This window comes from Nostoc sp. CMAA1605 (genome assembly GCF_021596505.1).
GTDB lineage: Bacteria > Cyanobacteriota > Cyanobacteriia > Cyanobacteriales > Nostocaceae > Trichormus.
The window spans coordinates 1-13,599 of the sequence record NZ_PJIZ01000028.1; the positions used below are offsets into that span (position 1 = coordinate 1).

Here is a 13,599-nt window from a genome sequence, read left to right on the forward strand (position 1 = left end):
ATTTACCTTCGACTTGGCGAATAGCTACTTCTTGCTCACCCCAGCATCGGTCTACCTGAATGGCGACTGGTTGATTTCCAGGGATAATCAATACACTCGTAGCATTGATGGCGGGGGGAGTTTCTAGTTCTGGGCTATCGTAGCGTGGACAGTTAAACTGTAGGTAATTACCGAGACGAATCAACGGCAGTGTAGCACCTTGCCAGTTAATGACTTCACTACCAGAAGTAGAGATAATGTGTTCCGGTTGGAGTAAAAATAGTTCTGCGACGACATCCGTGGGGAAGGCTAATAGCATCTTGTTGCTTTCGACTAACAAGACTCGCGCCATAGATAAAGTAAACGGTACGGATAGGGTAAAGGTCGTTCCCACACCTGGTTTAGTATCAACTTTAATGTCGCCACGCACTAGTTTCAGATTATTACGCACGACATCCATCCCCACACCACGGCCAGATAAGGCGGTGACTTGCTCGGAGGTGCTGAACCCTGGTTCAAAGATGAGTGATAATAGTTCCTCATCGGTGGCTTGAGTGAGTAAGGCTTCATCTATACCCATAGTCATTGCACGGGAGCGAATTTTGTCTATGGGAATACCCCGCCCATCATCACGCATAGTAATGAGGGTGCGATTATTTTGGTGAGTGGCGATGATTTCAATTAAACCTTGTTCTGGTTTACCGAGGGAGCGACGGGTGGCTGGTTCTTCTATACCATGATCGAAGGCATTTCGCAACAGGTGCATGAGTGGATCATTTAATGCTTCTAAAATGCTGCGTTCGATGAGGGTATCGCCACCTTTAACTTGTAACTGGACATTTTGCCGTATTCGACATTTAAATCGCGGATAGCTCTGGGAAAACGCTCGACTAAATCCGAAATAGGACGCATTCGGATATGGTTGAGTTTAGTTTGGAGTTGTTTGGATGTTTTATTGAGTTTGCGTGCAATTTGGTCGGTGTCGTCTACACTCAGTTGTATGTCGGTGGAGACTTCTTGGACTTGGACAATGGTTTCCATCACCGATTGCGATCGCAAGTGTAACTCAGAATGGGGATGTTCTCCATTTTGGGTTGAGGACTGGCTCACCGAGATAAAATTCCTGGCAGACATTTGTTGATAAGCTGTCCGCAATTCTTGGTTTTCTCGCTCTAATGTCCGCACACGCTGATTTAAATTCCGCACTAATTTGCGTAGTCTTTCCAATTGTGAATTAACGCCATTGCGCTGCACAATTAATTCGCCAAATAAATCATTAATTTGCTCTAATTGTTTGGTGGGAATTCTCACAGAATTCTCTTGTTGATATTCCCTATCTTTATTCACAATTGCAGGCTCATTTTTCGCCTCTATACTAGAAGTTTCTAGTGCAGTTTCTTCGGCAAATAAAGTATTAATGCTAGCAAAATCAACGGCGGCTAATTCATGGTTGATATTGTCATTTTGGTAAACTAAATCGGCTGTGACTAACTCTGTGGCTGGAACATCAAAATCAGATAATTCCGCAGGCTCAGGAGAGATGACAGGCTGAATTTCCGGTGGTTGAGAGAGAGTTGCTAAATCATCGATAGCCAGTGTAGTTGGTAAATTATCCCGTTGATTAGTTAATACCAAAGCTTGCGATCGCCGCCATGATTTTAATGCTAAATGGGCAACTTGGGGAATGCGATCGCCTGTCGCATTTTCTATATGCAATCTAATCGATTCACATAGTTGAGTGAAAGCCGTCAGTTGCAACATTTCCCCTAAACCGCCCAATTCCGCCGCCAGAGTAGCAACTTCTGTTTGTAAATCTAGCTCGTCGGGTGCTGCTAACAAAGATTCTAAACGCTCTAAACATTCATTTACTTCTGTTTCAAACAGCAGGGGAACAATATCTTGTCCTTCATCCGTAGATAAAATAGTCGCTGCATCTTCTGGGGTGGGATCGCCGAGACGACTATGTAATTCATCAAAAACCGGATAGCAAAAAGTTGCTAACCATTGTTCTTCAATAGCGTTTCCTTCTCCTAGTAAAGTCACAATTTGCCGTAACCAATCCACAGCAGCGAGCAGAGAATTTTGCAATTGCGTATCAATTACTAAAGATTTTTTACTAGTTTTTAAAACCTTAAAAGAATCTTCCAAACGATGGGCTAAATCACTCAACACCTTAAAACCCATCATACCTGCCCCCCCTTTAATCGAGTGAGCAGCCCTCAAAGCCCCATTAATTTTCTCAGCATCAATGCGGTGACTAGTGTCAATTTCTAATAACACCCCTTCCAGGGTATTAATATAATCTGTGGCTTCTTCCAGAAATTGCATCTGGATTTCTAATTCTTTATTTTTGGACATAGTAGTTAGTTAATAGTCATTAGTCATTAGTCAACAGTCAACAGTCATTAGAATAAAATCTACCTTGTCTACCAGTCCCCAGTCCCCAGTCCCCAGTCCCCTAACTCACCTTAAACGTCCCCACAGTTTCCTGTAACTGATGGGAAATTGTTACGGTTTGTTGCAGAGATTGGGCGACTAGGTGGGAGGAGTCGCTGGTGCGTTTTGACAACTTGGCGATGTCTTGCATGAGTTTGTTGACGGTTTGTGAGGTTTCTACTTGGGAAACTGTGGCGGAGGAAATTGACTGAATTAGTGAGTCGATTTGCTGTGATACTTCTAAAATCTGACTGAGGCTTTGCTTGGCTTCTTCAACAATTTGTGTACCTGCCACTACTTGGGTAGTACCAATTTCAATGGATTGTACTACTTCGCTGGTTTCTCTTTGGATGTTTTCTACTATATATTCAATTTCTTGGGTAGCTGATGCACTTCTGGCGGCTAGTTCGCCGATTTCTTCAGCAACTACGGCAAAACCTTGTCCTTCTTCTCCGGCGCGTGCGGCTTCAATGCTGGCGTTAATGGCTAGGAGGTTGGTTTGGGTGGCAATTTGGTTAATGATGGAGACTACGCGGGAAATTTGTTGTGAGGCTTCCCCTAAACGTCTGACTTTTCGGGAGGTTTCACCGACGGTTTCCCGTAAAGATAGAATGTTCTGTACGGTTAAATCCATTGCTTGTCCGCTTTTCATGGCGGTGTTGGCTGCATGGGTGGCGACAACGGCGGCTTGTTGCGCGCTATTGGCTACAGCTTGCATGGAATGAGTCATGTTATCTACTGCATCTAGGGTGCGGTTGATTTCCGCCGCTTGGATGAGAGATGCTTCGGCGAGTTGGCGAATTGCGCCTTCATTAGAACCAATGGCTGTATTTAATTGATTTGCAGCTTGCTTAACTTGGGTGACGATATCGCGGAGACTTTCGACAATGGAGTTGAAAAAGTCGGCAACAGTACCGATTTCTCCGGTTGTTACGTCGGCGCGGACTGTTAAATCACCTCTAGCTGCGCCTTCGACGTTACTGAGGAGTTCTAACAGTTGCATTTGTAGTGCTGCTTGTCCTTCGCTGCTCAAGTCGTGGGTGATAATAGTTCTTGGTTTGGCTAAAATCTGTAAATGTTCTCCGACTTGGTTGATATTAGCCGCTAAAACTCCTAATTCATCGGTGGCTTTGACTTCTACGCGGGTGTCAAATTCCCCGCCACTGAGCTTAGTTAAGGCGGCGTTCGCTGTATTAAGATGTTCTAAACTACGCTTGGCTAACCAAGCTGCGATCGCACCTACTAAAGCATCGGTAATTACTGCACCAATTACTATAATCCACAGTAATTGTCTTTGGGGTTGCCACAAAACTGTGGCATCTGTAGTTAATAAAACCTGCCAATTCAGGTTAGGTAAACCTTCTAGTAATGGTGATGGTACAAAACTATAAAGTTTACCGTTGTTAATCAGACTATCAGCTTTTTGACGAGTTAAAAGTGTTGCTAATTCAGGCTTGGCGGTTTTTGCTGGGTTGCCTAATAATTTTTGGTCTGTACTCAGAAAGACTTTGCCTGATGAGTCTAGTAAACTGTAAGTGTAACCATCGGCGACATAATTTTTCATCGCCGTTTCGAGAGATTTGATAGGTAATCGCGCTCTCACCACAGCGATAGTTTCATCGGTGACTGCATCTTTTACTGGTGCAGCTAGGTAAATATTTTTTGTGTCCGGTTGACTAATAACAGGTGTATTTTTTTGGATTGTTGTTTGAAAATAAGTCTGATATTTTTCTGTATCTAATGGTTCACCAGTAGATTGAACAATGACTCTACCTTCTGTATCAAATACAGCGATGCTGTCATAGTTAGGATTCACCTGAATGATTTGATTGAGGAGTGCTTGTTTTTGGGCATCCGTGGTAATGTTTCTTACCTGAACATTCGTTAAGAAGGGTAAATTAGCTAGAGTTTGAATATCTTGATAACGTTCTAGAATGTATCTATTAACTGTGTTAGCTACAGATGCGGCTTCGTCTTGTTGCGTCTTGGTGACTTGCTGCGTGATAGATTTATTTAACACATTATAGGCGATCGCACCGATGGTAACTATAGGTATTGTGCCGATAGCGATCGCTAAAATTACAGCTTTGGTTTTTAAACTCAGATGCTGCACATAATTCACTAAATTATTAACAACATTCCGACTATTTTTTTGATTCTGAGACACACTAGGTAGTTTAACTATACTAGTTGTATTTTGGGGATTCACAATAAATGATTGTTCATTTTCCGAATCTCCACTCTCAGCCATGTTAGTTTTATGAAACATAACGTAATTTTCCTAAATAAGTAAAGAGAACACAAAACAATTTCTCTAGTTGCAGTCACTAATTACTATATAGAACTGATGATTTTATAATCGCTTTTGCATCTAACACTAAAAACACTTCTTCTGGCTGGGCAATACAACCTTGCAAATATGGTACTAAACTAGATGCCACCTGTCCTATAGGAGAACGAATTTCATCAGGCATGAATTTAGCTATACCTTTGATTTCCTGTACCACTAACCCTAAAATCAGTGATTCCACTTTAATCACAATAATATTGTATTGTCGCCATCTATTATCTAAAGATTCTAAATTCAGCATTCTTGGTAAATCAATCGTCCATATAATGCGGCTACGCCAATTCATTAAACCTAAAATACAGGTAGGCATATTAGGCATAGGAGTAATCGCATCCACAGGTAAAACCACTGCCTCTTGTGTGAAATTCATGGATAAAATAGCAGCAGATTGTTGATTTAGCTGAAACTTGAGATAAGTATCTCCGACTTTATTTTGATGATTATTTATGGTCAAAATAGATTTATGGTTATTATTCATTTATTTAATTCACAACTGATTTAATAGTATGCAGCAGATGTTCACGAGTATATGGTTTAGTTATATAGGCATTAGCACCTTGTCTCATCGCCCATAAACGATCAATTGGTTGGTTTTTAGAACTACAAATAATTATAGGCACTTTTGCTGTGACAGGATTTTTCTTTAAAGAGCGACATAATTCAAAACCACTCATTTCGGGCATAACTACATCACTAACAATGACATCTGGCTGATATAATAAAGCCTTTTCCATAGCTTCTTTTGCACTACCAGATTTAATCACGTTATAACCACTCTCTTGAAGATAATGGCTCATCAGTTCTAATTCACTAGGCGAATCTTCCACAATTAAAATTGTCCCAACTAAAGTTAAGTTCACAGTTAAGTCTCCTGTTTAGTCAATAGTCAATAGTCATTACTCATTACTCATTACTCATTACTCATTACTCATTACTCATTACTCATTACTCATTACTCATTACTCATTACTCATTACTCATTACTTCTCTCCCTCGTCTCCCCTAAAAACCTACCCCAAATGCTTAAATACCATCTTCAATAAATCTGATTGATTAAAAGGTTTGGTTAAATAACCTGAAGCTCTCACCATTTTGGCTTTTGCTCTGTCAATAAATCCTGTTCTTCCTGTCACCATAATAATTGGCGTATTTTTGAACGCTGAATGTCTCCGCAGTAAAGAACATAATTCATAACCATCTAAATTAGGCATCTCTACATCTAAAAGAATTAAGTCTGGCTTACTACGGAGAATTTGCATTAAAGCCTTAACAGGATCATTAATAGTAACAACTGCAAAAACGTTTTCATCTAAAAAACTTTTGATAGAATTCAAGACTGTTTGACTATCATCTATACAAGCAATAGTATATAAACTTCTTCTCACTAATCGAGGAGTTTGTACTGATTCTACAGGGTTGGGTTTAATTACTGGTGGCTCATTCTCTGGCTGTGGTTGAGCGTTTGATTGATTATTAGCAGTAGAAATTGGACTACCCGCACTATTCGGTGTAGATGGAATACGTTGACGGGTGCGTAACTGCTTTTGACAATGTTCAACTAATAACCGTAAATCTAAATAACAAAATTTTGGTAATTCTTCCCAAGCCTGTTCAGGATAAAATTCATAGCTTCCCTCTTTTAATACTAGAAATGATTCCAGCACTTCTTTTGCTAATTCTTCTATCAAGATAGCTGATTGTTTAGCGGTAATATAATTTTGATTTACTAACCAACAAATCGCTTGGTAATCAGCATAGTCCAAAGACTGACTTTCATCTTGGGGTTCAAACATCAAGCGCATCTGCACTCGCGTTGCACTGTTGAGATTAGGAACTCTTTGGCTCAACCTCCGCAGATGACTATCTAGACGCTCAAATAGTTTATCTGAGTATGAAGCATAAGTGAGTTTACCTTGCTCTAGATTAATTGTCCAAAAAGCCGTTTCAGAAAATATACGTAGACATCCAGTAGCATGGCGACTGGTTAGCTGTGCTAATAAAGATATAGGATGTAGCTTCTGGATTAATCTGTAGTTACTTATAGGAGTTGTGTTCATTTTGCCTTGATCTTAGCTAAATGTGTTTAGCAGTTTTACCACAATTCCTAGCAAGGATCAGTTAATAGTTGTTTGTAATTTTAAATACAAATTTTTGAACCCAAGATTTGTGGCTAAACTCGATGAAAACCATGTGTCAGCTATTGTGAATGCAGCCAATTGTACAGAAATTAATAGTCAATGAGTAGAATTCAGTCAAAAAAAGGTAAAGCTTCCCAATAGCCATATACCTTATGAGTAACTTTTAATTCATAACCACTGAAATAATAATGCAAAATTAACAGAATTTAACTTACTGTATATCAGTATTAATACTTAAAATTTTTCTAATTACTTCATTTCAGGCTAATTCGGAAAATTGCTTCCGTAAAAACACTGTATTTTACCAGAATCATTACCCAGGATTATAGTTGTTTCCAATATCTGGCTAAATTCTTCTTAAACATGAGTTTCCAACGGAGGTACACCCGCAGGAAGGGCGAAAGCAACAAAGTGAAGCTAGGAATATAGGAAGTTTTAACCTAGAGTTACGAGGCAATTCTTAGACGAAAATCCGAAATAATACTTACGTTAAAATAAAGTTATCGATTCTTTAATTACTGCGATCGCCCTGCAACGTTCTCTAATATCAGTCAGTCGCAACGAAAATGTTTTTACCGAAACAGGGGTTGTAATCTTTAATCCTTGGTCTATTTGATAGATTGCTGTGATTCAGATACCCGACTTTTTGAGAAAGTCGGGTATCTATAGGAATCCGCTTTGAAACTACTTCCCGAACACTGTCCCTAAAGAACGGGCGATGTTTTGCGGCTGCATAGCATCCATCGCAGCTGTTGGTTCATAGCCGCAGTGAACCATACAATCAGCACATTTAGGATTACCACTAGCACGGCCATATTTACTCCAGTCGGTTGATTCGAGTAATTCCTTGAAGGTGTTGTAATATCCTTCATTTAATAAATAACAAGGCTTTTGCCAACCTAAAACGCTGTAACTAGGACTACCCCAAGGTGTGCATTCATAGTCTTTTTCACCGATGAGAAAATCTAGGAATAGGGGGTTGTGGTTGAAATTCCAGTTTTTCTGACCAGATTGATAAGGGGCGAGAATTTCTCTAAATAAGGCGCGGGTTTGTTCGCGTTGGAGGAAATGGTCTTGATCTGGGGCCCATTCGTAGCTGTAACCAGGGGAAATCATCATCCCATCAGTATTGAGGGTTTCTAGGAAATCAAAAAACTCCTGCATTTGTTTGGGGTCACAACCTTCAAAAATTGTGGTATTGGTGGTGACGCGAAATCCTCTGGCTTTAGCGGCTTTGATGGCTTTAACGGCAATATCAAATACGCCTTTACGGTCTACACATTGATCATGCCATTCTCTCAATCCATCTAAATGGACGCTGAAAGTTAAATATTGAGAAGGCTGAAACTTATCGAGGCTTTTTTCTAATAACAAGCCGTTGGTACATAAATAAACATACTTTTTACGTTCTACTAAACCCTTGACAATTTCGTCAATTTGGGGGTGTAGTAGTGGTTCGCCACCAGGAATTGAGACTACAGGCGCGCCGCACTCATCTACAGCCGCAAAGCACTGTTCTGGAGTCAAGTTTTGCTTGAGTATTTCTGTAGGATGTTGAATTTTACCGCAACCAGAACACGCTAAATTACAGCGAAACAGTGGTTCTAGCATCAAAACTAGAGGGAACTTTTTCCGCCCCAAAAGACGTTGAGTTACTAGATACTTACCAATGTCTATAGCTTGTTGTAGATTAATCGCCATTTTTGTTCTTTACTCCTCTCTATATAGATCAAAGCACCATTAGGAACATAAAAGATTTGCTGTAGGTAGAAATCATCAAATATTTAAAGAGTAGAAGTACGGAAAATTAGTATAACGCTTTCAGAATTTTTGGTTAGGAGGGGACAAGGGAAGGGAAGGGGGATAAGGGAGACAAGGTAGACAAGGTAGATTTTATAACCATGCCCAATGCCCCATGCCCTAATTTACATAGCCATTGGCTACAAACCAATCTACAGCGTCTTTAAGGGCGATATTGATGGGGGATTGGGGTAATCCTAATTCTTTAACGGCTTTGTCAGGATTGTAATACATTGTCTGCTGTGACATTCGCACACCATCTAGGGGAACGGAGGGGGTTTTGCCCAGAGGTGCGAGAATCTTTTCGTCAACCCAAGCGACGGTTAGAGGTAGCCAGTTGGGGACTGTGTGTTGGGGTGCGGGAATTTTTGTGATGTCTGCGAGTTGTTCTAGGAGTTGCTTGAGGGTGAGGTTTTGATGGCCTAGAATATAGCGATCGCCTCTTCTCCCCTTTTGCAATGCTAATAAATGTCCCCAAGCGACATCTCGCACATCAATAAAGTTGAGTCCGGTGTTGACGTAGGCTGGCATTTGTCGCCGCAAAAACCGCAAGATAATTTCACCTGTGGGTGTGGGTTTAATATCTAATGCTCCAATGGGGCTGCTAGGGTTGACAATAACGACATCTTGACCATTAGCTACGGCGTTGACGGCGACTTGTTCAGCGAGAAATTTGGATTTTTTGTAATCTCCTACCAACTTTTCCACAGGGCTTTGGTGGGTTTCATCGACAATTTCACCAGATGCACCCACACCAATAGCGGCTACGGAACTTGTATATACAGTGCGTTCAATGCCTGCTTTTTGGGCAGCATTTAACACATTGGCTGTTCCCTCGACGTTGTAACGGTAGAGTAATTCTCGGTCTTTTGCCACAGGGAATAATGGGCGGCGACATGAAATAGATACTTGCAGCCCAGCATCTGTTGCCATAATTCTGGATGATTGAGATCACCCTTGACAATTTCCACGTCTAACCCTTGCAGATTGCTCAAGTTACTATTCGGGCGTACCAGTGCTTTGACTTGGTATCCCTGCTGCAACAATAGGCGCACTACATGAGAGCCAATAAAACCAGTTCCCCCTGTGACAAATACTTGCATTAGTCTTTCACCTGCTTAAATCGAGGAAACCAATCGTCTAAGACGGCGTAGACTACGGGGACGACAATCAAGCTGAGGATACTGGATGTTACCAAACCACCAGCAATGGCTACAGCCATAGGCGATCGCAACTCTGAACCAGCACCAAAGCCCAAGGCAATGGGTAGCATCCCGACAATAGTGGAAACAGTGGTAATCATAATTGGTCTAAGTCTGATTGGCCCTGCTTTCAAAATGGCTTCTGTACGTGCTAATCCGGCTTGGCGTAGCTGATTAATGAAATCTACCAACAAAATAGCGTTTTTGTTCGCTTGTCCTAGCAAGAATACGAAACCAATTAGGGAAATCATCCCGAAGTCACTTTTGGTAAAGAGTAATGCTAGCATCGCTCCCACCACCGCCAAGGGGAGAGAAACGCCGATGACTATCGGATCTACCCAGCTTTTGAACAGTAAAATCAACACAACGATGATACACAAGGTCGATAAAATCAAAGTCGTGGCAAAACTACCAAAAACTTCATTTTGACGGGCAGAATCCCCCCCTAAGTCGGGAGTGACATCATTAGGTAACACTTTTTTGGCTTCCGCCAGAATTTTATCTGTCGCATCACCCAAAGTTAAATCCTGACCTAAGTTGGCACTAATATAAGCTACCCGTTGACTGTTCAAGCGTTCAATTTGAAACACTTGTCCAGTATTGTTGGTTTCGCCTGTAACAGTGACATCTGCAAATCCAGGGAGTTTGGTAATCCGGTCTTTCAGATTCTTAGCTGCTTGATTTAAAGTCTGGAGATCATTACCGCGCAGTGCTAGTTGTAAAGGTTTTTGTCCGCCGGTGTCTACAAATTGAATATCTTCGACACTGGTAGTCACGCCGGGAAGTTTAGGCAAATTTTGCCGTAATTCGTCTTGTAGTTCTGCGGTTTTAATTTTGCGGTCTTCTTTGAGTTTGACATACAGCGTTCCCTTATTTGGTTCACCCTCCCGTGAACCGACGGTAGTAAATACTGTCTCCACATCTGGGTATTTTTTCACCACCGCTTCTAATTTCTTCGCTACTTCTAGAGAGTCGTTGAGGGGGTTGGGTATGGGGACTGGGGATTGGGGACTGGGGACTGGGGATTGGGGATTGGGGACTGGGGATTGGGGATTGGGTGAAACTGTGCCTCGGCTTTGTTGCTGTGCTAACTGCTGCAAAGCCGCTAAATCAGGGATTTTCGGCAAGGGTGCGGTGTAGGTGATGTTGAATTCACCGCGATCTAATTTGGGGATAAATCCTTTAGGAATGAAGGGAACGATCGCCATTCCGCCAGCAAAACTGAGTACGGCTAAACCGATAACTATGGTGCGATGGTTTAACGACCAAGCTAGTAAATTGCGATAAGCTTCGGTAAAATATACCCCAATGTCGATTTCTCTACGTCGAGAAGCTGTTTTTGGTGGTTTTAGCCAGTAAATAGATAAAACTGGTGATAAAGTTCGTGCTACTAAGGTAGAAACAATATAAGCGGCGGAAACTGTAATACCAAAGGGCTTGAAAAATTGTCCTACTACTCCACCCATTAAACCAATCGGTAAGAAAACTGCGATCGCAGTGGCGGTAGTGGCGACGACTGTTAACCCGATTTCATCTGTGGCTGAGTGTGCAGCTTGGCGGGGAGTTTCGCCTTCTTGGATGTGGCGCAGGATGTTTTCTACATCGATGATGGCATCATCCACAACGCTACCGATAATTAACGCTAAAGCTAACAGCGTAATTGTCTCTAAGTTAAAGCCAAATATCGCCATGACAATCATCGTTGCCAGTAATGACGTAGGAATTGCCAAAGCAGAAATCAGGGTGGCGCGCCAATTCCATAAAAATGGGAAAATGACGACGATCGCTAAAACAATGGCTTCTATTAACGCATCTATAGTTGACTGGGTAGCATGGCGGATATATTCCGCTTGAGTAGACGCTAGGGTGAATTTAATATCTTTAAAATCTGTGCGGAGTTTTTGAACTTCCTTTTCAACTCGACTGACTACTTCTAAAGTGTTAGCATCGCCACGCTTGATGACTTGAAATGCTAATGCTTCTTGACTATTAAATCTGACTAAAGTCGCTCCCCCTTGGGGTAAAGCCGCCGAGTTATTTGTGGGGTTGAGGGGAGACGCTGGATTAGGAACGCCTAAAAGAGAGACTTTTAAAACTCCTGGTAATTTAGCGATCGCTGGGATAATTTTATCGTTTGCCAGTTTCGTTAAATCAGTGAGAGTTTTTGTGGAGCTTTCCAGAGCGTAACTCACAGCCGCCGATTCATTTAAATTCAGGGGAATAATTTTATAATTCGCTTCCTGGGGTAAAGTCAGCTGCTTGAGTGCTGTTTCAACATTGCGAGTAGATGTTTCTAGATTTGTTCCTACAGCAAAAGATAAACTGACAGCTGCTTGTCCTGGATAACTAGATGAGCGAATATCCTCTAATCCTTCTGCTTTTAGAGAACTCAACTTTTCTTCTATGGGGATGGCCAGCTTTTTTTCAGTGTCAATAGCCGTTTGCAGGGGCGCAGTAGCATTTACTACTACTACTGGGAAGGTAATATCTGGAAATAGAGCATACTTAAGAGAACTGAAAGCTAGAAAACCAGCTACAGCCACCGCTATCCAGAAACTTACCGTTAGCCATGAATACTCAATGGCTAATCGCGAAATATTAAAACGCTCTCGTGCAGATTTTGAGCCATTAAGCTTTGCCATCTTGGGAAATCATCACGCGGAAGACATAATTATTTGCCATGCTACTACAATAATCGGTTGTTGTTTGTGAGATATTTTTAGGGGTGTGGGGGTGTAGGGGTTTAGGGGTTTAGGGGTGTAGGGGTTTAGGGGTTTAGGGGTTTAGGGGTGAAAGAAAAATGATGCTAACGGTTTTAGTTCCGCAAGGGGCAGAATATGGGGCGGTTTGTCGCGGTTTAAAGCGCGTGACTGGTGAACAGCCGACCGTTAAATCTATACCAGTAGGTGTTCAGGCTGTTGGAGAATATTTACAACAATGGTCACAAACCAAAGACTTTGAGAATCAAGTCAAAGCCGGAATATTAGTTGTCGGTTTATGTGGTAGTTTAACTCAACAGTACAAAGTGGGGGATGTTGTGCTGTATCAAAATTGTCTGTATCAACAACAAACACTGGAATGTAGTCATATAGTTAATTTACATATGCAGTCAATAGTCAATGTAGTTAAATCATGGACAAGCGATCGCGTGATTTGTTCTGCCACCGAAAAACGCTATCTTGGGGAAACAATGGGGGTTGATGTGGTGGATATGGAAGGCTTCGCTGTTCTGGATTTTTTTCATCACATTGGTGTAGAAGTGGCAATGTTAAGAGTAGTGAGCGATGATTGCAATTATGATATCCCCGACATCTCAACAGCAATCAATTCTGATGGTTCTTTAAAACCTTTATCTCTAGCATGGAAATTTATCCGTCAACCCATAGCAGCAAATCGTCTAATTCGGGGTTCTTTGCAAGGATTAAAGGTGCTGGAACAAACCACGGAGTTACTGTTTTCTGAAAAATGAGTAAACACTAAATATTCTCTAGGACTCACATAGTAAATATCATTTTATTTCTGCGAAGTTAAATACACCTCTTGTTTCTTCTTTTCCTGTTCCCCAGTCCCCAGTCCCCAGTCCCCAATCCTCCATGAAATTTGGTAATTGCTAAATTTCAGAATGTTTTCCCGCAATTTTCGCAGCAATTTTTGATCTCTCCAGAAATATAACTGGTAAGTATCAACCTCAAAT

8 protein-coding genes and 2 pseudogenes are annotated in these 13,599 nt (G+C 41.5%); 1 reads left to right on the plus strand and 9 read right to left on the minus strand.

What is annotated here, in order from left to right; translation table 11 throughout:
- The 8 genes and pseudogenes from CV014_RS12130 to CV014_RS12165 form a co-directional block, all read right to left on the minus strand.
- Positions 1–2,337, minus strand: a pseudogene (locus tag CV014_RS12130) (chemotaxis protein CheA); the annotation flags it as partial.
- A gap of 100 nt (positions 2,338–2,437) precedes the next feature.
- Positions 2,438–4,684 carry a methyl-accepting chemotaxis protein gene (locus CV014_RS12135; RefSeq protein ID WP_236142262.1) on the minus strand — a complete coding sequence of 749 codons (2,247 nt, stop codon included), beginning with the start codon at positions 4,682–4,684 and terminating at the stop codon, positions 2,438–2,440.
- 58 nt (positions 4,685–4,742) lie between these two features.
- Positions 4,743–5,243 (minus strand): chemotaxis protein CheW, encoded by a 501-nt coding sequence (locus tag CV014_RS12140; protein ID WP_236142263.1) that lies wholly within the window; start codon positions 5,241–5,243, stop codon positions 4,743–4,745.
- 4 nt (positions 5,244–5,247) lie between these two features.
- Positions 5,248–5,625: a response regulator gene (locus CV014_RS12145; RefSeq protein ID WP_236142264.1), complete on the minus strand. Its 378-nt coding sequence runs from the start codon at positions 5,623–5,625 to the stop codon at positions 5,248–5,250.
- 150 nt (positions 5,626–5,775) lie between these two features.
- Entirely contained in the window at positions 5,776–6,822 is a 1,047-nt protein-coding gene (locus tag CV014_RS12150) for a response regulator (RefSeq protein ID WP_236142265.1), read from the minus strand.
- A gap of 765 nt (positions 6,823–7,587) precedes the next feature.
- Entirely contained in the window at positions 7,588–8,604 is a 1,017-nt protein-coding gene (hpnH, locus tag CV014_RS12155) for an adenosyl-hopene transferase HpnH (RefSeq protein WP_236142266.1), read from the minus strand.
- Positions 8,605–8,823: 219 nt separating this feature from the next.
- Positions 8,824–9,806, minus strand: a pseudogene (hpnA, locus tag CV014_RS12160) (hopanoid-associated sugar epimerase).
- Positions 9,806–12,547 (minus strand): efflux RND transporter permease subunit, encoded by a 2,742-nt coding sequence (locus tag CV014_RS12165; RefSeq protein ID WP_236142267.1) that lies wholly within the window; start codon positions 12,545–12,547, stop codon positions 9,806–9,808. Before CV014_RS12165 ends, hpnA begins: the two are co-directional and overlap by 1 nt.
- Before the next feature lie 158 nt (positions 12,548–12,705).
- On the opposite strand from CV014_RS12165, the gene CV014_RS12170 reads away from it, so the two are divergent.
- Positions 12,706–13,374 carry a phosphorylase family protein gene (locus CV014_RS12170; RefSeq protein WP_236142268.1) on the plus strand — a complete coding sequence of 223 codons (669 nt, stop codon included), beginning with the start codon at positions 12,706–12,708 and terminating at the stop codon, positions 13,372–13,374.
- A 44-nt stretch (positions 13,375–13,418) separates the two neighbouring features.
- Here CV014_RS12170 and CV014_RS30010 read toward each other — a convergent pair whose 3' ends face one another.
- The gene (locus CV014_RS30010) at positions 13,419–13,553 is read right to left on the minus strand and encodes a hypothetical protein (RefSeq protein ID WP_268964648.1); all 135 of its coding nucleotides are present in this window, start codon (positions 13,551–13,553) and stop codon (positions 13,419–13,421) included.
- Positions 13,554–13,599: the final 46 nt, after the last annotated feature.

Bases quoted from the DNA above. Each gene is read 5' to 3' on its own strand.
- CV014_RS12150 (WP_236142265.1), bottom strand. From the start codon at position 6,822: ATGAACACAACTCCTATAAGTAACTACAGATTAATCCAGAAGCTACAT.
- CV014_RS12135 (WP_236142262.1), bottom strand. From the start codon at position 4,684: ATGTTTCATAAAACTAACATGGCTGAGAGTGGAGATTCGGAAAATGAA.
- hpnH (WP_236142266.1), bottom strand. From the start codon at position 8,604: ATGGCGATTAATCTACAACAAGCTATAGACATTGGTAAGTATCTAGTA.
- CV014_RS12140 (WP_236142263.1), bottom strand. From the start codon at position 5,243: ATGAATAATAACCATAAATCTATTTTGACCATAAATAATCATCAAAAT.
- CV014_RS12170 (WP_236142268.1), top strand. From the start codon at position 12,706: ATGATGCTAACGGTTTTAGTTCCGCAAGGGGCAGAATATGGGGCGGTT.
- CV014_RS12165 (WP_236142267.1), bottom strand. From the start codon at position 12,547: ATGGCAAAGCTTAATGGCTCAAAATCTGCACGAGAGCGTTTTAATATT.